Annotated in this window: 23 protein-coding genes; 13 read left to right on the top strand and 10 right to left on the bottom strand. The window is 41.7% G+C overall.

The genetic code is table 11. From position 1 onward, the window contains the following. Positions 1-99 precede the first annotated feature (99 nt). Positions 100-1,050 carry a metal ABC transporter solute-binding protein, Zn/Mn family gene (locus tag ACFX4X_RS22815; RefSeq protein WP_377386726.1) on the bottom strand — a complete coding sequence of 317 codons (951 nt, stop codon included), beginning with the start codon at positions 1,048-1,050 and terminating at the stop codon, positions 100-102. 115 nt (positions 1,051-1,165) lie between these two features. Continuing rightward, positions 1,166-1,387 (bottom strand): membrane protein insertion efficiency factor YidD, encoded by a 222-nt coding sequence (gene yidD, locus ACFX4X_RS22820; protein ID WP_375166273.1) that lies wholly within the window; start codon positions 1,385-1,387, stop codon positions 1,166-1,168. 208 nt (positions 1,388-1,595) lie between these two features. Between yidD and ACFX4X_RS22825 the strand changes: the two genes are divergently transcribed. Further along, entirely contained in the window at positions 1,596-2,069 is a 474-nt protein-coding gene (locus ACFX4X_RS22825) for an S-ribosylhomocysteine lyase (protein WP_377386729.1), read from the top strand. A gap of 39 nt (positions 2,070-2,108) precedes the next feature. On the opposite strand, the gene ytzI is transcribed toward ACFX4X_RS22825, so the two are convergent. Beyond that, positions 2,109-2,264, bottom strand: a complete 156-nt coding sequence (gene ytzI, locus ACFX4X_RS22830) for a YtzI protein (RefSeq protein ID WP_081108936.1) — start codon at positions 2,262-2,264, stop codon at positions 2,109-2,111. A gap of 124 nt (positions 2,265-2,388) precedes the next feature. On the opposite strand from ytzI, the gene ACFX4X_RS22835 reads away from it, so the two are divergent. Beyond that, on the top strand, positions 2,389-2,829 hold the full coding sequence (locus ACFX4X_RS22835; protein WP_377386732.1) for a Dps family protein: 441 nt from the start codon (positions 2,389-2,391) through the stop codon (positions 2,827-2,829). 104 nt (positions 2,830-2,933) lie between these two features. On the opposite strand, the gene ACFX4X_RS22840 is transcribed toward ACFX4X_RS22835, so the two are convergent. Beyond that, the gene (locus tag ACFX4X_RS22840; protein WP_061465328.1) at positions 2,934-3,191 is read right to left on the bottom strand and encodes a DUF6154 family protein; all 258 of its coding nucleotides are present in this window, start codon (positions 3,189-3,191) and stop codon (positions 2,934-2,936) included. Positions 3,192-3,426: 235 nt separating this feature from the next. Here ACFX4X_RS22840 and ACFX4X_RS22845 point away from each other — a divergent pair, with 235 nt between their 5' ends. Then, the gene (locus ACFX4X_RS22845) at positions 3,427-3,777 is read left to right on the top strand and encodes a hypothetical protein (protein ID WP_061465327.1); all 351 of its coding nucleotides are present in this window, start codon (positions 3,427-3,429) and stop codon (positions 3,775-3,777) included. A 123-nt stretch (positions 3,778-3,900) separates the two neighbouring features. Next, entirely contained in the window at positions 3,901-4,362 is a 462-nt protein-coding gene (ytkD, locus tag ACFX4X_RS22850; protein ID WP_284469433.1) for an RNA deprotection pyrophosphohydrolase, read from the top strand. A gap of 321 nt (positions 4,363-4,683) precedes the next feature. Here the strand turns inward: ytkD and ACFX4X_RS22855 are convergent, their stop codons facing one another. From ACFX4X_RS22855 to ACFX4X_RS22865, 3 genes are read right to left on the bottom strand one after another with little or no spacing between them, the layout of a single operon-like run. After that, positions 4,684-5,475, bottom strand: a complete 792-nt coding sequence (locus ACFX4X_RS22855) for an ABC transporter permease (protein ID WP_284469434.1) — start codon at positions 5,473-5,475, stop codon at positions 4,684-4,686. Further along, a complete protein-coding gene (locus ACFX4X_RS22860) occupies positions 5,465-6,235 on the bottom strand; it encodes an ABC transporter ATP-binding protein (protein WP_089362658.1) in 771 nt (256 codons plus the stop codon). Before ACFX4X_RS22860 ends, ACFX4X_RS22855 begins: the two co-directional genes overlap by 11 nt. Before the next feature lie 27 nt (positions 6,236-6,262). Then, complete coding sequence (locus tag ACFX4X_RS22865; RefSeq protein WP_375166196.1) at positions 6,263-7,261, bottom strand: ABC transporter substrate-binding protein; 999 nt, start codon at positions 7,259-7,261, stop codon at positions 6,263-6,265. A 136-nt stretch (positions 7,262-7,397) separates the two neighbouring features. Between ACFX4X_RS22865 and ACFX4X_RS22870 the strand changes: the two genes are divergently transcribed. The 4 genes from ACFX4X_RS22870 (at position 7,398) to ACFX4X_RS22885 (ending at position 9,971) form a co-directional block, all read left to right on the top strand. Continuing rightward, the gene (locus tag ACFX4X_RS22870; RefSeq protein ID WP_377386739.1) at positions 7,398-8,186 is read left to right on the top strand and encodes an alpha/beta hydrolase family protein; all 789 of its coding nucleotides are present in this window, start codon (positions 7,398-7,400) and stop codon (positions 8,184-8,186) included. A 50-nt stretch (positions 8,187-8,236) separates the two neighbouring features. Continuing rightward, complete coding sequence (locus ACFX4X_RS22875; protein WP_089362659.1) at positions 8,237-8,479, top strand: DUF2584 domain-containing protein; 243 nt, start codon at positions 8,237-8,239, stop codon at positions 8,477-8,479. 211 nt (positions 8,480-8,690) lie between these two features. Next, positions 8,691-9,155: a 2-thiouracil desulfurase family protein gene (locus ACFX4X_RS22880; RefSeq protein WP_284471990.1), complete on the top strand. Its 465-nt coding sequence runs from the start codon at positions 8,691-8,693 to the stop codon at positions 9,153-9,155. A 42-nt stretch (positions 9,156-9,197) separates the two neighbouring features. After that, positions 9,198-9,971, top strand: coding sequence for a sulfite exporter TauE/SafE family protein (locus ACFX4X_RS22885; protein WP_377386742.1), 774 nt, complete (start codon positions 9,198-9,200; stop codon positions 9,969-9,971). A gap of 128 nt (positions 9,972-10,099) precedes the next feature. Here ACFX4X_RS22885 and ACFX4X_RS22890 read toward each other — a convergent pair whose 3' ends face one another. Both ACFX4X_RS22890 and ACFX4X_RS22895 read right to left on the bottom strand, forming a co-directional pair. Then, positions 10,100-11,893, bottom strand: coding sequence for a response regulator (locus ACFX4X_RS22890; RefSeq protein WP_377386745.1), 1,794 nt, complete (start codon positions 11,891-11,893; stop codon positions 10,100-10,102). Between the two features lie 119 nt (positions 11,894-12,012). Then, a complete protein-coding gene (locus tag ACFX4X_RS22895) occupies positions 12,013-12,591 on the bottom strand; it encodes a sensor domain-containing protein (RefSeq protein ID WP_284471991.1) in 579 nt (192 codons plus the stop codon). A gap of 478 nt (positions 12,592-13,069) precedes the next feature. Here ACFX4X_RS22895 and ACFX4X_RS22900 point away from each other — a divergent pair, with 478 nt between their 5' ends. Both ACFX4X_RS22900 and ACFX4X_RS22905 read left to right on the top strand, forming a co-directional pair. Continuing rightward, positions 13,070-14,431 (top strand): erythromycin esterase family protein, encoded by a 1,362-nt coding sequence (locus ACFX4X_RS22900; protein WP_377386748.1) that lies wholly within the window; start codon positions 13,070-13,072, stop codon positions 14,429-14,431. A 91-nt stretch (positions 14,432-14,522) separates the two neighbouring features. Beyond that, entirely contained in the window at positions 14,523-14,684 is a 162-nt protein-coding gene (locus ACFX4X_RS22905; protein WP_377386751.1) for a hypothetical protein, read from the top strand. 577 nt (positions 14,685-15,261) lie between these two features. On the opposite strand, the gene wecB is transcribed toward ACFX4X_RS22905, so the two are convergent. After that, positions 15,262-16,398, bottom strand: a complete 1,137-nt coding sequence (gene wecB, locus ACFX4X_RS22910; RefSeq protein ID WP_377386754.1) for a non-hydrolyzing UDP-N-acetylglucosamine 2-epimerase — start codon at positions 16,396-16,398, stop codon at positions 15,262-15,264. 191 nt (positions 16,399-16,589) lie between these two features. Between wecB and ACFX4X_RS22915 the strand changes: the two genes are divergently transcribed. Genes ACFX4X_RS22915 through ACFX4X_RS22925 form a run of 3 tightly spaced genes read left to right on the top strand, consistent with a single transcriptional unit; the run spans position 16,590 to position 20,489 of the window. Beyond that, positions 16,590-17,798, top strand: coding sequence for a glycosyltransferase family 4 protein (locus tag ACFX4X_RS22915; RefSeq protein ID WP_377386757.1), 1,209 nt, complete (start codon positions 16,590-16,592; stop codon positions 17,796-17,798). A 28-nt stretch (positions 17,799-17,826) separates the two neighbouring features. Continuing rightward, the gene (locus ACFX4X_RS22920; RefSeq protein ID WP_377386760.1) at positions 17,827-19,143 is read left to right on the top strand and encodes a glycosyltransferase; all 1,317 of its coding nucleotides are present in this window, start codon (positions 17,827-17,829) and stop codon (positions 19,141-19,143) included. Between the two features lie 44 nt (positions 19,144-19,187). After that, positions 19,188-20,489 carry a nucleotide sugar dehydrogenase gene (locus tag ACFX4X_RS22925; RefSeq protein ID WP_377386763.1) on the top strand — a complete coding sequence of 434 codons (1,302 nt, stop codon included), beginning with the start codon at positions 19,188-19,190 and terminating at the stop codon, positions 20,487-20,489. The last annotated feature ends 607 nt before the right edge of the window (positions 20,490-21,096 follow it).

Genomic DNA, 21,096 nt, shown 5'->3' on the forward strand with positions numbered 1-21,096 from the left:
AAAAAAAGGTAGATTTCCTCAGAATAAACTGAGAAAATCTACCTCTATTGGTCCGAAGGGACTTTTTCAGTGCCCTCCGTCAGGACCCGCCTTTTTTGACTATTGCAACGCAGTTTGCAGTGTCTTTATATTATTTTCCATTAAACTGAAGTAATCTTCGCCCGCTTCGATATCTTTATCCGTCAACACGGATAGGTTATGGAGCTTAAGCGATTTCGCTCCCATTTCCTTTTGGATGATCTCTGTTAGTTTAGAACTGATATTCTGCTCAAAGATGACATAGTTCAAGTCTTCTTTATCGGCCATGGTTACGATTTTCGCAAGTTCCTTTTGAGAGGGTTCGTTTGAAGACGTTAGTCCTGTAACTCCAATCTGTTCAAGTCCGTAGCGTTCCTCCCAATAACCATATGCGGAATGGGAAACGATGATCTTTTTGGTACGGCCCGACTCGATTGTCGTCGCGAGTTTTTTATCAAGTGCCTTCAGTTTTTTTGAAAGCTCGTTGAAGTGGCTGTTGAAATAGTCTTTATGTTCAGGCATTTTCTTCGTTAATTCGTCCTTGATGGTTTTAGCCATGTCAATGGAATAGATGGGATCTAACCACAAATGGGGATTAACGCCCCCATGGTCATGACTGTCTTCGTGTTCATGCTCGTCTTCGTCTTCGTATGCATGCTCACCTTCATTAAGATGAACCGTTTCGCCTACTGCGACTGTTCTGACGCCTTCTTTACTTAAAATTGGTTGAGCCTTCGTCACGAAGCCTTCAAGATTATAGCCAATATAGAAAAACAGGTCTGACTCCGCCATTTTTACAATATCCTTTTGAGAGGGTTCAAAAGAGTGTTCATCCGTTCCGGGTGGATAAACCGTTTTGACGTTCACATACTCCCCGCCAATGGCTTCCGTGAAGTATTGTAATGGGTACACCGTCGTATAAATATCTAAGGTATCCTTGGCTTCTTTAGTGGAATCTCCCTTTGAGTTGCCGCAGGCTGACAAAAACAGCACAGTAACAAGGAAAAGAGAGAGCAATGCTCGATTTTTCATATGGAAATGCTCCTTTATAATTCGTATTGATTACGATTTGATCTATAAAAACGAAATGATTACGATTTGACTTCTGTATAATACAAAAAATTATAAAAGAAAGCAAGGTTTTTTTCTAATGGTCTTCACCTTTTTTCTTTTTTTCTGGAACAAGGTCAATGCCTCCTGGATGAAACGGATGACATTTAAGAATCCGGACGATGGCTAACCAGCTTCCTTTTATAGGGCCAAAACGGTTGATCGCTTCCAAACCATAATGGGAACAAGTTGGGTAAAAACGGCAAGTAGGCGGTTTTAATGGTGAAATGGCAACTTGGTAAAAACGGATGATTCCCATTAATATTTTTTTAAACACGATGCTTTCATCTCTTTTCGAGTAAATTCACTACCCTCAATTATAGCATATTTTCTAAATTTCCAATAAGGGTAAAAAAGGAATGAGTATATGGGTAATCCGATGGATTTAATAAGAATTGTTTTTAATGGATGAAATTTATTGTTATTCAAGGTAGAATAGAGATACATACAATTAAGGAGTGAATTAAATGCCTTCAGTTGAAAGCTTTGAATTAGATCATAACGCTGTTAAAGCCCCATATGTTAGACATTGCGGTGTCCATAAGGTAGGAACAGATGGTGTTGTTAATAAATTTGATATCCGTTTTTGCCAGCCTAATAAACAAGCGATGAAGCCGGATACGATCCATACATTGGAACACTTGCTTGCTTTCAATATCCGTAAGCATTCTGAGCGCTACGATCATTTTGATATTATCGATATTTCGCCAATGGGATGTCAAACAGGATATTACCTTGTGGTCAGCGGCGAACCGTCAGTAACGGAAATAATCGATGTACTTGAAGATACATTCAGGGATGCTGTTCAAATTACAGAAATTCCAGCTGCAAATGAAAAACAATGCGGCCAAGCAAAATTGCATGATCTTGAAGGAGCAAAGAAATTAATGAATTTCTGGCTTGCTCAAGATAAAGAAGACCTTCATAAAGTTTTCGGTTAATAAAAAAAGTTCCTGTCAGTTTGTGACAGGAACTTTTTTTCATTTTTCGGGTTCTTCCTTTTTCCCCTCATCCTCTGGCAAAGGGTCAATGGGATCCACTGTATGCTTATAGCTGTAACCTTTTCCGATTGTCAGGACGGATAATGCCAAAACAATCAGAATCACAATAATGGAGATAACTAAAACCGTAATCATTCTTTACAGCTCCTAACGTTCACAATTTAGATTCATTTTAGCATAAGAACCGGAGCGGATAATGTTTCAATTTTAGAATAGAGGGAATTATAAAGGTATAACCAACTTACGGAGGTAGATATTTATGGCTCAGAAAAAACTAGGAATATTAGTGAATAAGGAAATTGCAAATTTCAGTGTTCTTTATACGAAAATTCATAATTACCACTGGTTCGTGAATGGACCGCACTTCTTTGAACTTCATCAAAAATTGGAAGAACTATATATAGAAGTGACAGCCAATTATGATGAATTGGCTGAAAGACTATTGGCCATTGGGGAAAAACCGGTCGCTACCCTTAAAGAGTACTTGGAATTGACTACGATCGAAGAAGCGACAGGTAACGAAAATACTGAAGACATGGTTCAAAGCGTCATCAGTGATTTTGAGAAGCTTTCCGGAGAGTTCTTAGAAATTATCGAAGTGGCCGAAGAAGAAGATCCGGTTACGGCCGATATGCTGACAGGCATGAAGAAAAGCTTAAACAAACATGCTTGGATGCTGCGTGCGTATTTAGGACATTAAGGTTTAGGGAAAGCTCTACTTCGGTAGGGCTTTTTTTAAATGGAGGAAAAATTAAAACAATAAAAAAGGCATCCATCAAAGGAGGGACACCAGACAGGTATGTATTAATGAATATTCCGTGGCGGAAAGTGTGTAGGTTTCGTGTCGTTCATGCTATTTTGAGCGAACTTCCCTTTTAACGTTTCAATAATGTAAAGGCCCATTAGATTGGTTAGTTCTTGATCATCCATCTCTTGAAGCAATTCGAAAATCTCCTTACGGTCCAATTGCTCCAGAACCGCAAAAGTAAGCATATCAATATCTTCTTCATCACCAGTCATCTTATTACGGTACATATTGTATAATTCTTCAATTAACTTCAAAACTTTCACCTCACATTTATTAGAAATCGTTATCTCTTTATATGTAGGTTATCAAAAAAACCTCTGGGTGCATATAAAAATCTGAAGGGATGCTTGGGCTTATTATATGTTTTACCCTTTGAAAGATACTTTAATCTATTATTTAACATCTTTGTACTTCTGTAAACAAAATTTTCCATTGTATGAAGTAGGGAAATAGGTGAAAAAATAAGCGTAGGATTTATGGAAAGGGTGGATGAATGTGTCTGAAAACAGGAAAAAGTATTACATTTGGCTTCCGAACGGGCAGATAACACAGGATAGAGAAAGTTCTCCATGGAATTTTGAGATCGAGGCGACCGATAATGAAATCATCCAGTTACGTGAGTTATTTGATTATAATTATTCGATAGGGGAAGAAAACTTTTACAGGGCACATGTCCCATACCTTCAATATCATTTTGACCGGGAAAATGATAAACAGGATATCACTCTCCAAAAAATTTATGAGATGATTTATGCACTAGGTACAGAAGAAGGAAGACGGCATATAGAAAGTATGGGGATTTTACAGGCAAAACCAACAGACGATGGCCTCGAATATTGAGGGGGCCATCGTTTTTTTGATGTAATGGAGATTCTTGCTGGATTGTGGTTTTTTTTATCCATATAATGAAAGACGAGTCCAATGAAATAAAGCATTATTTCTTATATGGAGAGAAGGGGAAAAATGAAACGTTTTTTTGATACGAACGGATACAAGGTGGAATTCTCCGAGGATCCTGTTTTTGGAGAGTCTTGGCATGTTTTTGTACTCAGCAGGTACAAGGGAAGGTGGGTATTGACCAAACACAGAGAGCGGGGGTTGGAGTTCCCGGGAGGTAAGCGGGAAGCAGGGGAGTCGATTGAAGAAACAGCCATACGGGAAGTGTATGAAGAAACAGGGGGCTTGGTGGGGCAGCTTCAATTTCTGGGACAATATAAAGTACATGATCCAGTGAAGCCAATCGTTAAATCGATATTCTATGCTAATTTGCGTGAGGTGAAAAAGAAAGAAGATTACCTGGAAACGGACGGCCCGATCTTTTTGGAAGCATTGCCGGCTGTACTGGGTGATGAGTTTAGTTTCATCATGAAAGATGAGATTGTGCCGTTGAGCATATCAAAGCTGGTTAGCAGTAATTCTCTCTAAAAAAGAGTAAATGGGACAAACTCACGAGTAAAGCCTGGAATTCACGAGTAAAACGCTCAAATTCACGAGTAAATTGCCTAAACTCACGAGTAAAACGCCTAAACTCACGAGTAAAGCGCTCAAATTCACGAGTAAATTGGCTAAACTCACGAGTAAATTGCCTAAATTCACGAGTAAAGCCCAAACTCACGAGTAAAGCGCCCAAATTCTCGAGTAAAGTGCTCAAATTCACGAGTAAAGCGCCCAAACTCACGATAAATTGCCCAAACTCAGAGTTATCCCAGCATAAATGAAAAACTGCCGAGGGTTTTCGGCAGTAGGTTAGTCTTTGATTAATTTTCGTTCAAGCAGTTCGACAAGTTGATACATGATGGTGGCAAAGACGGCGATGATCATCAAGGCGAGCATGACGAGGGTGAAGTTGAAGACTTGAAAGCCATAAATGATTAGGTAACCGAGTCCTTTCGCCGAGACAAGGAATTCCCCGACGATGACGCCGACCCAGGAGAGTCCGACATTCACTTTCAATGTCGAGATGATCGTTGGGAAGGAGGCGGGTAATATGGCTTCCCGAAAGGCTTGTGTTCTTGTGGCGCCAAAAGTTTGGAGTACCTTTAGGTAGTTCGGGTCCACTTCGCGAAATGCGGTGTAGACAACGATGGTGGTGATGATGATGGAGATGATCGCCCCCATCGAGATGATGGATGGAAAGCCAGGGCCGAATGCTACGATGATGATGGGGCCGAGTGCCACTTTCGGCATGGCATTTAAAATGACGAGATAGGGGTCAAGCGTTTTTGATAATCTTGGCGACCACCAAAGCAGGGATGCAAGGATCGTTCCAAGCAGTGTCCCTATGATAAAGCCGAGAACCGTCTCGAATAGCGTCACTCCGGAATGGGAAAGCAGTGTTCCATCACCCAATTTTTTTATGAAAAGATGCCACACTTTGGTTGGGGAGCTGAAGATGAGCGGATCTATCCATTCCATCCGGGAAAAAAGTTCCCAACTGCTGAAAAAAACGATGAAAATCAGGATCTGATAAAAGCGAATGAGCCTGTTTTCCTTTTTTAACTTGGTTTTATATTGGTTATGAAGCTGTTCAATATTCAAGGCTCTCAAGCTCCTTCCAGATCGTTTGGAATAGCATTGGATACTGTGGATGGTTGCGGGCATGGAAAGGCGTCAGTTCACGCAGTTCATCGGGCACCTCGAATGTTTTGTGCACGCTTCCCGGGTTCGCGGAAAACAGATAGATGCGGTCACTCATTGCGATGGCTTCACCGATATCATGGGTGACGAGCACGGCTGTCTTTCCGAACGATTTCAGGGTTTCAAAAACAAGGTCTTCCAGCTTCAACTTCGTTTGGTAATCAAGGGCCGAGAAGGGTTCATCAAGCAAAAGGATTTTTGGGTCGACCGCTAGTGTCCGTGCCAGTGCAGCCCTTTGCCTCATTCCGCCTGAGAGTTCGCGCGGATATAATTTTCCGGTGCCTCCCAATCCAACGTCACTTAATAGTTTCAGCGTCTTTATTCTCTCAAGGCCTTCATCTTTTTTAATCAGTTTCAATCCTAATAAAACATTTTCTTCTATCGTCTTCCATGGAAATAGATAATCCTGCTGCAGCATATAGCCAATTGAAAGGTCACTGTTGGCCTTCAGCGGTTTGTTTTCGAGCAGGATCTTTCCAGAGGTGGGCGAAAATAGTCCAGCGATGATGGAAAGCAGGGTAGTCTTTCCGCAGCCGCTCGGACCTAGAAAGGAGACGAATTCACCTTTTTCAATGTCGAGGGAAATGTCCGCGAGTGCGGTCGCTGCCGTCTGATTTGAAAAATAAGTATGGTGAATGTCTTGGATTTTTAAAAAGCTCATCGGACATCCTCCTTACCTTTAGTTATGCTATTTTATGACTTCTTCAGCAAAATCGGTATTGACCAGCTCATCATGGCTTATACGTGAAGGCAGCTCGCCTGCTTCATCCATGATGTTTTGCAGATTGTTCCATTCTTCTTCATCAAGAATGGGGTCGGTGGCAAATGAACCTTGTTCTTTGTAGCGGTTGATAACTGTTTCCATGGTCTCGATATTGGTATCTTCAAAATACGGCTGAATGACTTTGGCGACTTCCGAAGCATCATTTTCCTGAACCCAATCCTGTGCTTTCTTCAATGCCCTCGTGAATTTTTCGACAGTCAATTTGTCTTCTTTCAAATAGCTTTCCTTAGCCATATAAACCGTATAGGGAAGATGCCCGGATTCGGTGCCGAAAGAAGCGACAATATAGCCTTTTCCTTCTTTTTCAAACACACTGGCAGTTGGTTCGAACAGTTGAACAAAATCGCCGGTTCCGGAGGCGAAGGCAGTTGCTACATTCGCAAAATCAATATTTTGGATGAGGTTCAAATCTTTTTTCGGGTCTATGTTATGTTTTTTCAATACGAACTCGCCGGCCATCTGCGGCATCCCGCCTTTTCGCTGGCCTAGGAATGTAGAGTTTTTCAGCATATCCCATCTGAAGTTATCAATTTTTTCACGTGAAACAAGAAACGTTCCATCCGTCTGTGTTAATTGAGCGAAGTTGATGACGGGGTCATTAGAACCCTGGGCTTGAACGTAGATCGATGTTTCAGACCCAACTAGAGCAATATCCGCTCCATCGGACAGTAATGTGGTCATCGTCTTGTCGCCGCCTGCCGTCGTTTTCAAATCAATGCTTAGGCCCTCATCTTTAAAAAATCCCTTTTCGATCGCTACATATTGCGGTGTATAGAAAAGGGAGCGGGTTACTTCAGCCACCCTCACCTTCGTTGTTTCCTTGTCCTTGTTGCCACATGCTCCGAGCGGGACCAGCATGCACAGAAGTATAAATACGACACCTGCTTTACACCATTTTTTCAAAATTCCTTCCTCCTTGATAAATAGGTATTTTGCCTACATTATCGTATGAATGGAAGAAAAAAATGTGAATGCCTCCCAGGGGATAAAAACAAGCGGATGTTTTACAATAAGATTAAAGAGAAAGGAGAGTGGAAAATTGGAGAACGGAACGATTATTTCAAAAAGGCGGTTTCCATCACCGCATCCACAAATCCATCTTTATTCAGTTACATACATATCACAAGGCCTGAAAGTAAAAGGGTTACTAGCTGAACCGGTTGATGGCGAAATTCATGATGCCTTCTTATATTTACGCGGGGGGATTAAAAATGTCGGCAAGGTGAGGCCAGCAAGGATTGTGCAGTATGCCGTGGAAGGTTTCATCGTTTTTGCCCCTTTTTACCGTGGAAATCAAGGCGGAGAGGGAGATGAGGATTTTGGAGGCGAAGATAGGTTCGACGCGATATCAGGATTCAATCTTCTTGAACAGCACCCCCGAGTGAACAAGGATCACATTCATATCCTCGGATTTTCCCGAGGCGGCATCATGGCGCTTTGGACGGGGATATACTGCAGGAGTGCAGCGTCAATCGTCACATGGGGTGGTGTATCGGATATGTTTTTAACATACGTCGAGCGTGTCGATATGCGTCGGATGATGAAGCGGGTCATCGGCGGAACACCAAAAAAATGCCCAGAACAATATGAATACCGTACACCATTGTTTGCAATTGAAGATTTGAATGTGCCCGTTCTGATCATTCATGGTGAAAAAGATGACAATGTCGCCATTGAACACGCGTACCGGTTGGAGAAAAGGTTGAAAATGCACGACAAAGAGGTCGAAAGCTGGTATTTTCCTCAATTCACACATTTCTTCCCGCCGGCCGTTAACAGAAAAGTTGTCGAAGATTTAACATCTTGGATGAAAAACAAAACTGAATGATGATAGAATGAAGTATATTCAAAGTATATTTGCAAGAGGAGGAAATACACATGGGCATGCCTATGGAACTCAATACCATGATCGTTACAAAAGGGAACGAAACCCGTGAAGAAGAAAATATTTTTCGGCTGTCGAAAGAAGGTTACCGGTTATACCCGATCGATATCCCAATCGATGTCCGCAAAACGATTCAATCTGATTCAAGCGGAACAGCTGTTATCCAAAAAGTTGAATGGACCAGTGGAAAAACCATCATTACGTACCAACTACTATCATTGAACTCGACTAACTAATAGATAAGTGCTTGCAGAGAATTCATTTCGCTGCAAGCGCTTTTTTTGTTGATTTGGTTGGCGGAATTCAGCATTAATGACCTACGCGTTAATAAATCGACCAACGACTTATCTTCCGTCACCGCAAAGTTCTGGTTGATGGTCAATATTCGAAATGAAGATGCTAAAAGAATGGTAAAATGGTGTAAAAAGCATGAGCTGGGGTGATTTGATGATTTTGGTGAGTTCTTGTTTAGCAGGTCTTGAGGTGAGATACAACGGTACACACAGCCTGGATGATAGGATTCTGGAATTAATGAGGGAGAAAAAGGCTATATCGGTTTGCCCTGAGTTGCTTGGAGGTTTTTCGACGCCTAGGGAACCTGCTGAGATAATTGGCGGTGAAGGTGAGGATGTCCTTGATGGAAAAGCGAAGATAATTGAAAAGTCTGGCCGGGATGTAACGGAATTGTACATAAAAGGAGCCAATCTTACATTATTGAAAGCCCAGGAAGTCGGAGCGACGCTAGTCGTATTAAAAGAAAATAGTCCATCCTGTGGAAGTGCGACGATTTATAATGGTGATTTCAAGGGGAAGAAGAAGGTAGGGAATGGGGTGACCGCGGCTTTGCTTAAACGGCATGGGTTTACGGTGACTTCAGAGGAAAGATTATTCGACCATCTGGTTGAAAAATGAGTAATGTCGTTTTAGTGAGTGTTTATGAAAGAAGGGGAATACATGGAGGATATCAATCTCTATACTTTGCTATTTTTAATACTGGCCGGTTTTATTGCCGCATTCATTGATTCCGTTGTTGGCGGAGGCGGGTTAATTTCGATTCCGGCTTTATTGTTCACGGGGATTTCGCCTTCAGCGGCACTTGCCACCAATAAGCTGGCGGGTACAATGGGCTCTTTAACGAGTACGATTTCATTCATTCGGGCTGGAAAAGTCAATTTCAAATTCGTCATCAAGCTGTTTCCGATTACTGTGGTTGGAGCGGCAATAGGAGCATATGTTGTCCATTTCGTTTCCGCAGAGATCTTAAAGCCCCTCATTTTGATCCTATTGGTCATTGTTGCGATTTACACGGTGGTAAAAAAGGATTGGGGTAAAGATGCAAAGTATAAAGGACTGAAACGGAAGAAAATGATTCTTTTGATTGTCATTATATTTGCCATTGGCTTTTATGATGGTTTTCTTGGACCAGGCACAGGTTCCTTTTTATTATTTTCATTTTTGATCATAGGGTTTGATTTTGTCCAGGCAGCTGGGAATGCAAGAATATTGAACTTTGGAAGCAATATAGCCGCACTTATCATTTTCTTATCAATGGGGACCGTCAATTTTGCCTATGGAATTCCGATGGGGCTTGCAATGGTTGCAGGAGCCTTGGTCGGAACGAATTTCGCAATTAAGAAAGGTGCTTCTTATGTGCGTTTATTATTCATTTGCGTCACGATTTTACTGATTGGAAAAAATGTCTTGAATTATTTTCATGTGTTTGGCTGAAATAAAAGATGGCCGGAGATACAAGTCGTATTTTCGGCCATTTTTACATTCATTTTGTGAAATTCAAGTCCCAATGAACGGCACTCTCAGAATCAGTTGCCTGTTCTTTCAGTTTTGTCCTTCGAATTCTAGCTAACGATGATTCCGATCTCCAATGCTTTCTGGACGGCTTCTTCCTTGTTGCGTACTCCTAGCTTAATATAGGCCGAGGAGGCGTAGTTTCTGACCGTGCCGTCCGACAAATACAGCTTGGACGCTATCGTCTTGTACCGGAGCCCTTTGGCAACAAGCTGCAATATTTCTATTTCCCTGTTAGTCAGATCATAGTCGTTGGTGGCTTTCAATTGCGTAGATTCGACGCTCTTATTGAGCTTCTTGAATATTTTATGGGACATCCCTCGATCGATTAATGTGCCTCCTCTGTGAATAAGCCGGATGGTATCGGCCAGCTCTAACGGTTCGGCTGATTTTAGCAGGAAGCCGTCCGCACCACTGCGCAGTAAGTCCAACGCTTGCTCCGCATCCTGAAACGTCGTGAAAATCAATACGCGAATATGCGGCCATTGCTTCTTGATCATTTTGGTTGCTTCGGCTCCATTCATGCGTGGCATATCCAAATCCATTAGCACTAAGTGAGGCTGGAGGCGTCCGCACAGGTCGACGGCTTGTTCGCCATCCTCTGCCGAGCCGACTACGTTCAAGTCTTGGTACTTGTCGAGCAGCACCTGCAGACTTTCCCGAATAAACGGCTGGTCGTCGACGATCAACAGCTGAATAAGGTCGTTCTCCATTTCCGCTTGTCGCGGCAACGTACAGGTGACAAGCGTACCGTCCCCTGGTTTCGTATAGACGAACACTTGACCTTGCAAATTCATGGCCCGCTCCTTCATCGCGTTCATGCCGAAGCCCTCCTGCCATTCTTCCATCCCTCTTCCGTTGTCATGCACCTCCAACCTTGTATCCTGGTGCCCAAATTGCAAAGAAACGGTGATATCCGTCGCCTGACCGTGACGAACCGCATTCGTAAGCGACTCCTGCAAGCAGCGAATGAACGCCATTTTCGCTTGTCGGGACAGTCGGGGCTCCTCTCCGAACGCACGAAAGCTTACCTCGACCCGGGCATGCTCCTGAAATTCATCCCCAAGCTTTTGCAGAGATTGGACCAAGGAAAGCGACTGCTGTGGAGACTCCATTTGATGCAAGTAGCCCCTCACTTCCTCTATACTTTTGCGGCCCAACTCAAGCAAGGAATCCAGCCTCTGTATACCCGTTTCGTTAGCAAGCTCGGGGCGCAACGTTTCCATACCCATGATGATGGAAGTATAAGCATGACCGACAGTATCGTGAAGCTCCCTAGACAGCCTGTTTCGCTCTTCTGCCAGCGTAATACGCTCGATTTGGGACATATATTGCTCAAGCACCGCGTTTTGCTTGCGGATCGTTTCATTTTGCCGATGATTGACGGTCAATAAATGAAAAGCGAATCCCATCACATAAGCAAGTCCGTAGTAGGTGACCATGACCCAATAGCTGTTATTTGGCGAAACAACATAAAAAATTCCGGGTATTACCAAGACCGTTGCCGGTGCCGTCCAATGATAAGACAGACGAGCGCTATTCGCTGCGATCTGAAAGACTGATACAAGAAATGAAGGGAATGCTTCCGGAAACAACGAGGTTAAATGTACGCATAGCCCGCCAAAGAGCAGTATCTCTGTGAATAAATAATATTTGTAGTTGAGTAGCAAGCAAATCCAGGGAATGGAGAAAGCGGCAATCTCCCAAAAAATAACGATCCATAAAGGCAGCGCTAGACCTTCCTGAAATCTGATCGTCGTGAGAATGAGCGAAACGCTAGTAATAAGGCGGAGCCCAAGCATAATCCAATCATACCAAAACCATTTTTTGACCATTTCCAACAATTCTTTCAACCCCTAAGCAGCTATCTGTTTGTTTCCTATAGTATTATAAACCAAACCTTTGTGCAGTGTATAATTGGCTGTTACGCTCCGTCACCTGCATAAAGGTCGGAAAAAAGTAGCTATCGGTCTAGCTGTTGAATCATGGTTCGCGTATAACCTCCGAATGTTTTCGTCAACCGGTCACCCAACTTGACGCTTATTGCGGCAAGCACCGCTCCCAGAACCATGATAAGGAGTGATTTCGCAAAAGTATCTACTTGCATGAAAATGACATTCATATCGATGTATCGATACAAAATGGGTGCCAACAGGAATGCAAGCGGTGTTAAATAGAGAACGGCTACGCTGACGAGACTGACGAGTCCGATCACCAACTTCTGCATTAACCAAAAGACGGCGAGCCAATTGCGACGATCCGTAAGTTCTAATTTGGCATGAACCCAAATCGATGCATCCGTTGTTATTTTTTTGTCGTAATGTGCTGTCGTAATATCTGTATAAACTTTCGTCTGCGTACGTTCGAATTGGATGAAGGTTGTCGTAGTTCGCAGTACTCGTGTAAATAGTGGAATGCCGATTACTATAAATGAAAGACTTAAACTGAACGACAGAGCTACCATATAAAAGCAAAAGTAAAACAAGCCTGTAACGAAAGTTAATAATAAAAAATAACCATTTTGGATGAAACCTGATTTCATAAGGTTCATCGCTCCTCTCCGTGTAATAGCGGTATTGTATGGTTGGGCTTCTTCCGTCAACCGCACCAGTGTAAAAATGTTATGTGACATTTTCGGAATATATCCAACCTGCTCAACCTCAGCAAAAAAAGTAAACGCCATAGACGGAAACACTGTTCTGAAGTTGTTAATGCGATTTGACTACGGTTTTCTATAGGTGAATCCGCACCTCTTTAAAAAATAGGTTGGTGCGGTTGCCTACTGCTCCATACTAACCGCACAGCTGTCATCTCCACCAGTGACAACATGTCATCATTTTCTTTGTGACATGTTGGCGCTGATCAATACGTTAGCGAGCATTGCATGTCATATGAAATAGTGTAGATTTGTAACTAGCTTAAATGATAGTGAGTGAGTGACAATTGGACTGCTGAAGACGACCCAATATGCTTGTATGCAGAAAGAGTCGTACTTCAAAAAAATCCATGAGGTGAATACCATGAACAAAAGAAGGAAAATGATTTACGGTGGAGTTGCCGTAATGCTAAGTGCAGCGACTCTAACTGCAGGTTGCAGTACGAGACCAGCTGAAAAGTCGGATCAAATAGGAACAACCCAACCAGTTGAGACAGCTCGAATATCTCAAAATAGTATTGCAAAATCACTTGAATTACAGGCGAAGCAACTGAAGACGTCAGATCCGAAACAACCATTGGATGATTTAAAACCGCTAAAAGACATGATAGGGAATGCAAATTATGTTGGTTTAGGAGAGGCTACTCACGGAAGTTCGGAGATTTTTATGATGAAGCATCGCCTCGTGAAGTATTTGGTCACTGAGCTAGGCTTTACCAATTTTGGGATTGAAGAGGATTGGGGCAACGGTTTAAAGCTGAACGAGTATATCCAAACGGGAAAAGGCGACCCTAGGGAGTTTTTGAAACTGTTGTACCCAAATGATGAGATCGTCGCTATGGTAGAATGGATGCGGGAATACAACGCTGATCCTGTAAATAAAAAGAAAATTCAATTTATCGGACTCGACTTAAAAATGCTGGATCAAAGTGTCTTCGATAAAGTGATCAACTATGTAAAGGAGCATCATCCTGATTTGCTGCCGGAAGTCGAGCAAAGCTACAAAGAGTTGTCATCGGTGGCAGGTAATCTACAGGAATATATGAAGCTGACTACTGAAGTGAAAGAAAAGCATATGGCTAATGCGCAAAAAGTAGTCAAATTACTTGAAGACAAAACGGAGTCGAATAATGAGACTGATTCACACGAGCTAGCTTGGGTGAAAGAAACGACTAAGGTGATAGAGAATTTTACGAAGATGGTGATTCCGGCTGACTATCCGAGCATGGTGAAGCTGCATGATCAGTATCTAGCCGAGCACGCTGTTTGGGCTCAAGAAAAACTTGGCGGAAAAACGATGGTTTGGGGGCACAATATTCACATAGCTAAAGGTGTCATCACTGAGAAGATGTATCCTAAAGTCGCCGGGGAGTTTCTGAAAGAACGTGTAGGTAATCAATACGTAGCAATTGGCTCCACCACCACGGAAGGCAAATATACAGCATATATATCATTAAGTGAAAATAAGATTGCAGCGGATACCATTCAGAAGAACGAGAACAGCTCCAATCATATGCTTGGACAAGTTCATTACGATCAGTTCCTGTTAGATCTTCGCAAATTGAATGGAGCCGCGCAGCAATGGGTAAAAGAAAAGCAGCCATTCTTTGATGGCGGTGCACAGATCATTCCTAACGTACCGCAATATGATGATGATGTTTCCCTTCAAGAGCAATTCGACATTATGGTTCATATTCAAAAAACGACCCCTTCGCATATCAAGTAATATGAAATAAAAAAGACAATCCCTTAACTTGTTACCAGGATGAGGGATTGTTTACGTTTTGTATGCCGTTCTCTTCGATTGTCTTGGGGGCGTGCATTCTTGCAAACGTTATGATCAGTATGTACGCAAACGCAAACGTTACTCAAAAGAATCTGGCATTACTACGATTTCGACTGTTTTGATCACGACCTTCGTCTATCTTTTTATCGGCTTAAAAGCGTTGGCGGGATTGTTCGGCGTCGGTGAATTGTAGATTTAACAAGTAAAGGTTCAGCTCCTTGGTGGAGTCCTCGTAGGAATCAATAACGGCCACCTCTTCAATGAAACGTTGACCTTCCTTGGAATACGCCTTGGTCGCCTCGAGAACGACCCATTCATTAGGAAAACGCTCCTGAACTTAATCCCACCGCATCTTGGACACCTCCAATTAAATAATTTCTATTTTTATAGCATATCGGATTGTATGCTCTAAACCAGAGTCAGACCTCCACCTGATCTCTGGGGCTCTTTAATAAAGCGGTACCCTTCCAGAAATCCGGCTAAAAAAGCTTTTTCCTCTTCAAGAGCTTGTTCCATGCTTATGGCCTCCTCTATGGGTCCATACAATTTAATTTACGTTGAGTCTCATTCAGGCTATTGTGTTGGCATTTAATTGCATGAGAAGACTTTTCACTCGCCTATATAAGTGCTGAAACTGAAGAACAAGCACTGCCGACATTGGCTTAGAACCTGAATGTGAAAGTGATCCGTTTTAAAATCCAACCCAATGAGAAAACGCCTGCCGCTAAAGTGGCAGGCGTTTTCCGTTATCTTACTTTCATGAACTATTTTCATAATGGAAGGGGGGATTTCATTTCACAATGCTTTAATAGGATTTCAACAATCCGCTTTGAAGCAAACCCGTCCCCATATGGGTTGGAAGCTGTCGCCATTTTTTTATAGGCTTCTTCATTTGTAAGTAAGTCTGTGGCTAATTGATAAATTCGTTCTTCCTCAATTCCTGCCAATAGAAGGGTGCCAGCCTCAATCCCTTCTGGCCGTTCTGTCGTATCGCGTAATACAAGGACAGGAACACCAAGTGAGGGAGCTTCTTCTTGCACCCCTCCGGAATCTGTCATTATTAGATGGGCGTGCGCCGCAAAATTATGAAAATCAAGCACCTCAAGCGGCTCTATTAAGTGAAGTCTTTCCGTTTCACCAAAAATCCGGTAAGCAATTTCACGGACGACTGGGTTTTTATGAAGTGGGAAAACAACTTGGATATCCGTGTGATCTTCAAGCAGCCGTTTGACGGAACGGAATATTTCTTCCATTGGTTTACCGATATTTTCTCGTCTGTGCGCTGTCATCAATAACATACGATCTCCATTCAAGCCAGATAGAATTGGATGTTCGTAGTCTTTCCTTACTGTGGTTTTCAAAGCGTCGATAGCGGTATTGCCGGTAATATGGATCGAATCACTCTTTTTATTTTCCAAAATTAGATTCTCTGCTGCCTGATTTGTTGGGGCAAAATGCAAATCAGCTAAGACGCCTGTCAGCTGTCTATTCATTTCTTCAGGATATGGAGAATACTTATTACCCGTCCGAAGACCAGCCTCAACATGGCCAATTTGAATTTTATTATAAAAAGCGGCTAAGCTGGCGATGAAAGTCGTCGTTGTATCTCCATGAACGAGCACGATATCTGGTTGCAGTTCTTTCATAAGAGCGCTCAGTTCCCCAATACCGCGAGTTGTGATCTCTTCTAATGTTTGTCTTTCTTTCATCATATTCAAATCGTAGTCTGGTCTTATTTTGAAACATTGCAGGACTTGATCAAGCATATCTCGATGCTGGGCGGTGACCACTACGATGGTTTCGATTTCTTCCTGGTGTTTTTTCAGTTCCAATACGACAGGTGCCATTTTAATGGCCTCCGGTCTTGTCCCAAACACAGTCATGACCTTTAAACGATTTTTAGGCATTATGATTTCCTCGCTTTCTTTATTTCCTCCCTATTATAACGAGTTGTTCTTAAGAAAAATTTTATTAACGCAACAATTAACAGAATATTTACAAACTTAATAGGGACTTTATATTTCTTTAACCCCCGCTTAATATCGTCCATTTACAATAAAAAGCAGGACGATATTAAGAATCGAGGTGATAGGCTCATATGAAAAGTGTCCTGATGATTGTGCAAAACTTTTATCCTGAAATTGGGAGCGCAGGAAACAGGATGAAAAATGTATATCTCAATTTGAAGCGAAGCGGCTATGAGGTTACAGTCATCACTTTGAGGCCGAGTTATCCTCATCAAAGTTTATATCAAGATTCCCATTTTTGGGATGAAGTCGATATTGAGGAAAAAGATATCATCAGGATTCAACCAGATAAAGTGAAGAGGTATACAAGCAATATGTGGAGACGCTTGCTTCATTATTTGGAAGCGATGTGGCTCTTCATTTACACAATCATTCGATTGGAAAAAAAATATGACTATGTGTTTGTCACGACCCCGCCTATTTTCCCGATATTTGCGGCATTGATTGCCAAGAAAAAGATGAAGGCAAAGCTAATAACCGATGTAAGAGACTTATGGCCCGAATCATTGCAGGGAGTAGGCGTATTCACGAATAAGTGGATCTTGAAAATGGCTTTTTTCCTTGAAAGAAAAATATATCGACACTCTAACCAAATTATCATCAATAGTCCTGGATTTAGGGATTATATCCTTTCAAAAGGAGTCAAAGATGATGATATCCAATTCATTCCAAATTCGCTTACTGCAGACGAGTTGAACTTGAAAAAAAGGCTTCCGCCAATTTCGGAAAATAGGATCAAGGTCGTTTATACGGGTAATATCGGACTTGCCCAAGATATTAAAAAGTTAATAGCAGTTGCTGAAACACTGAAAGAACATAAACAAATTGAATTCACGATTATTGGATATGGCTATCGAATGTCCGAAGTCCAAGACGAGATATCCTCTAAAGGGTTGACCAATATAAGGGTCATCAAAGCGATGAACAGGAGGGTGACTCTTAAAGAAGTATCCTCATCCCATATTGCGTATGTAAGCTTAGTTGAGAAGGATGTCTTTAACAAGGTGCTGCCTGGAAAAATAATCGACTATATGTGTGTAGGGAAACCGATTGTCGGTGATGTCGCCGGGCGCGCCAGGCAAATGATTTCGGAGGCGCAATGCGGGATTGTGGCAGATAGTAGAAAGGTTGATGAAATCAGTCAACATATTTTAACAATGGCCTCTGAGAAGGCTCTTCGCGAAGAGCTGGGTGAAAATGGCCATCGATATGCAAAACAAAATTTTCTATGGTCAAAAAATATTCAAGGGCTCATTAACGTGATGGAAGCATCTAGCTGACGGCATATCTGGAAAAGTGGAGGTAAAAATGGCGAAGAAGGTATGTATGTTTGTGTGGAATCATTTTACCAACGATGCACGGGTTCTAAGGGAGTGCACTGCCCTTACTGAAGAAGGTTATGAAGTCGACTTAATTGCCATTCATAACTGGAAAAATGAAGAATTACAAAAAAAAGAGAAACATAAAAATGGATTTAATGTCATTCGAGTGAATAATCGCTGGGATAGACTTAATAGAGTACTTAGAATCGTGAAAAAAGTGAAAAATAAGATGTTTGAATTGACCGTTCTCACTTTATTGGTTTGGAATACCTTGTTGAACATGAACCTGATTAAGGGCTGGATCAGTACTGTCGTATTGGTGAGTGTTATGGGGCTTCTTGCAATAATCGCCACAATTGTTACGAAAACAAAACTGCCGAATCTTTTGACAAGAAGCTATATTTTTTTTCAAATGGTTCATTACGGACGTAAAAAGAAATATGACTTTTATCATTCGAATGATTTGAATACGTTAATGCAGGGAGCAATCAGCAGTAAATTTCTAAGACGTAAAAAGCTCATATATGATTCTCATGAAGTTCAAACGAGCAGAACCGGTTATAATAGCCGGATTTACGGGATAATGGAAAAATTTCTATTAAAATTTGTCGACGAAATGATTGCCGAAAATCATACTCGTGCTAAATATAATGAAGACTTATACGGTCTGTATCCGAAAGTGGTCCATAACTACCCAATCCCTACATTGCCTGAGGAAAGTACAGTCGTGGATTTACACGAGTTGCTCAAGCTGCCAGAGGACGAGCCGATATTGTTATATCAAGGCGGCATTCAAACGGGCAGGGGGTTAGAGAAAGTGGTTGAGGCAGTGCCGATGATGGAAGCTGGAACGCTTGTTTTCATTGGAGATGGAAAGATCAAGCCTGAATTAATAAAAAAGGTAGAGGCAATGGGTCTCGAACATCGGGTGAAATTTATCCCGAAGGTGCCTGTTGATGATTTGCTTCATTATACGAAAAACGCATATTTAGGTTTTCAGGTATTGAATAATGTCTGCTTTAATCATTATTCTGCTTCTTCCAATAAGTTGTTTGAATATATGATGAGCGGAGTTCCTGTTATCGCCTGCAGCTTTCCAGAAATTCAAAAGGTAGTAGACACTGAGAAAGTTGGTATGTGCGTCGACTCCCATGATCCCCGTTCTATTGCGGACGGAGTCAATTATTTATTAAAGCATCCAGAAAAAAGAGCGGAAATGAGCAGCAACTGTCTGAAAGCCCGCCTAAAATACAATTGGAAGCAAGAGAAAGAAATCTTCATCCAAATCTATCAATCAGCTTAACAAAACTAGAATACTAGAAGAAAATATGATGAGGAGTGGTTATTATGAAATTATGTACAATGGGACTAGGTTATATAGGACTTCCAACATCTTTAATGTTCGCAAAACATGGAGTAGATGTTGTTGGCGTGGATATCCATCCTGATGTTATTAATAAATTGAATAATGGAAAGCTCCATATTGAAGAACCTGGACTAGAAGAAGTGTTAAATGAAGTGCTAGATGCCAAAAGATTTCGTGCTGCCTTAATTCCTGAGCCTGCGGATGTTTTCATCATTGCGGTCCCAACTCCAAACAATGAGGATCAACACCAATCGTGTGATCTTACCTATGTTATGCAAGCAACTTCAAGTATTCTTCCTTTTGTTCAGAAGGGAAATGTCATCATTATTGAATCGACGATTGCACCAAGGAGCATGGATGATCATATCAAGCCATTGATTGAGATGTCAGGGCTAACGATCGGGAAAGATATCTTTCTCGTACATTGTCCGGAACGTGTCTTGCCTGGGAGAATACTAGAAGAATTGGTGCATAATAACCGAATCGTCGGCGGCATTACAGAAGCCTGCTCCTACAAAGGAAGCCTTGTCTATGAAACTTTCGTTAAAGGGGAAATCATTCGTACGGATGCGAAAACGGCTGAAATGTCCAAGTTGATGGAAAATACCTTCCGTGATGTGAATATTGCTCTTGCGAATGAGTTGGCTAAAGTTTGCTTCCAATTGGATATCAATGTATTGGATGTCATATCAATGGCAAATAAGCATCCACGTGTAAATATTCATCAACCAGGACCAGGGGTAGGTGGACATTGTCTCGCGGTCGATCCTTATTTCATTGTCGCTAAAGCTCCTGAGACAGCTAGAATCATCAAATTAGCCCGCGACACGAACGTTTCTATGCCGTATTATATCGTCAATTGTGTCAGGATGTTACTTGAAGGTATCCGTAAACCAAAGGTAGCGGTTTTTGGACTTGCCTACAAAGGAAATGTAGATGATATCCGTGAAAGCCCGGCCATTGATGTTGTAAATATCCTGATGAGCATGGATCAGGTGGAAGTATCCTTGCATGACCCACATGTACAATCTGGAAAAATGCCAGTCGTTTCTGTCGAAGACGCTGTAAAGGATGCCGACCTGATTCTTGTCTTAACCGATCATAATGAATTTAAAGAAATGGATTATGACAAACTTTCGAATAAGATGGCTCATAAAATAATTTTGGATACTCGAAATTGCATTGATGCAAATAAACATAACACCCAAATTGTCAACTTAGGCAATGTATTCGAATATAAAACAGAGCATTTGAAAGAAGTAAGGAACAAAATGATTATCTAATAAACAACTGATTCTGCTGCAAGGCCGGAAATGGATAGGATAGAGAATAAAGGGTGGTGACTCAGTCAGCACCCTTTAAGTTTTGCAACATGTTAAAAAATCATTTGAAATAATAATAGAATGAACCTGTAATTTTTTATTTGCAGCAAAGTCTATATTAATTAGGAGGAGGTGGGGCGGGCAAGAGGAGTGGTTTTATAGTATGAAAAAAGGATGACGAACTTTCTCGTTTATTATATGGCCAGCAGGATGTATAGGATTGGTTCAGGAGACCTTTCCCCGGGCTTTCTGAACAAATGGAATGATAGTCACTAGCTGGAACATAGGAGACAGTTTCTTAGCTGTTTTTATTTAAAAATATAGATTGGATAATACTATATGTTCTGTAAATATGACTTCCTATGTGGACATGTGAAGAGCAGATTTGGTTTGCCTTGCGCTTCAGGCTAATGTGGCTTTTACAGCAGTGAGATCGTAATGGTTGATTTTTTGCTCAGATTAGTCAGTTTATAAAGAAAGGACCAAGCAAGGTGAAGTGAACCCAAAAAGTTAGACACTTTATTTAATTAGGCAGCCTTGAGGGCATGAACCCGGTAATCTACCGGGC

This window comes from Peribacillus sp. YIM B13481, assembly GCF_042787985.1.
In the GTDB taxonomy this organism is placed as follows: Bacteria; Bacillota; Bacilli; order Bacillales; family DSM-1321; genus Peribacillus; species Peribacillus simplex_A.

What these genes read in the sequence shown, in the direction of transcription:
- ACFX4X_RS22815 (WP_377386726.1), bottom strand. Translation starts at nt 1,050, where the DNA reads ATGAAAAATCGAGCATTGCTCTCTCTTTTCCTTGTTACTGTGCTGTTT.
- yidD (WP_375166273.1), bottom strand. Translation starts at nt 1,387, where the DNA reads ATGGGAATCATCCGTTTTTACCAAGTTGCCATTTCACCATTAAAACCG.
- ACFX4X_RS22825 (WP_377386729.1), top strand. Translation starts at nt 1,596, where the DNA reads ATGCCTTCAGTTGAAAGCTTTGAATTAGATCATAACGCTGTTAAAGCC.
- ytzI (WP_081108936.1), bottom strand. Translation starts at nt 2,264, where the DNA reads ATGATTACGGTTTTAGTTATCTCCATTATTGTGATTCTGATTGTTTTG.
- ACFX4X_RS22835 (WP_377386732.1), top strand. Translation starts at nt 2,389, where the DNA reads ATGGCTCAGAAAAAACTAGGAATATTAGTGAATAAGGAAATTGCAAAT.
- ACFX4X_RS22845 (WP_061465327.1), top strand. Translation starts at nt 3,427, where the DNA reads ATGAATGTGTCTGAAAACAGGAAAAAGTATTACATTTGGCTTCCGAAC.
- ytkD (WP_284469433.1), top strand. Translation starts at nt 3,901, where the DNA reads ATGAAACGTTTTTTTGATACGAACGGATACAAGGTGGAATTCTCCGAG.
- ACFX4X_RS22860 (WP_089362658.1), bottom strand. Translation starts at nt 6,235, where the DNA reads ATGAGCTTTTTAAAAATCCAAGACATTCACCATACTTATTTTTCAAAT.
- ACFX4X_RS22875 (WP_089362659.1), top strand. Translation starts at nt 8,237, where the DNA reads ATGGGCATGCCTATGGAACTCAATACCATGATCGTTACAAAAGGGAAC.
- ACFX4X_RS22880 (WP_284471990.1), top strand. Translation starts at nt 8,691, where the DNA reads ATGATTTTGGTGAGTTCTTGTTTAGCAGGTCTTGAGGTGAGATACAAC.
- ACFX4X_RS22885 (WP_377386742.1), top strand. Translation starts at nt 9,198, where the DNA reads ATGGAGGATATCAATCTCTATACTTTGCTATTTTTAATACTGGCCGGT.
- ACFX4X_RS22895 (WP_284471991.1), bottom strand. Translation starts at nt 12,591, where the DNA reads ATGAAATCAGGTTTCATCCAAAATGGTTATTTTTTATTATTAACTTTC.
- ACFX4X_RS22900 (WP_377386748.1), top strand. Translation starts at nt 13,070, where the DNA reads ATGAACAAAAGAAGGAAAATGATTTACGGTGGAGTTGCCGTAATGCTA.
- wecB (WP_377386754.1), bottom strand. Translation starts at nt 16,398, where the DNA reads ATGCCTAAAAATCGTTTAAAGGTCATGACTGTGTTTGGGACAAGACCG.
- ACFX4X_RS22915 (WP_377386757.1), top strand. Translation starts at nt 16,590, where the DNA reads ATGAAAAGTGTCCTGATGATTGTGCAAAACTTTTATCCTGAAATTGGG.
- ACFX4X_RS22920 (WP_377386760.1), top strand. Translation starts at nt 17,827, where the DNA reads ATGGCGAAGAAGGTATGTATGTTTGTGTGGAATCATTTTACCAACGAT.
- ACFX4X_RS22925 (WP_377386763.1), top strand. Translation starts at nt 19,188, where the DNA reads ATGAAATTATGTACAATGGGACTAGGTTATATAGGACTTCCAACATCT.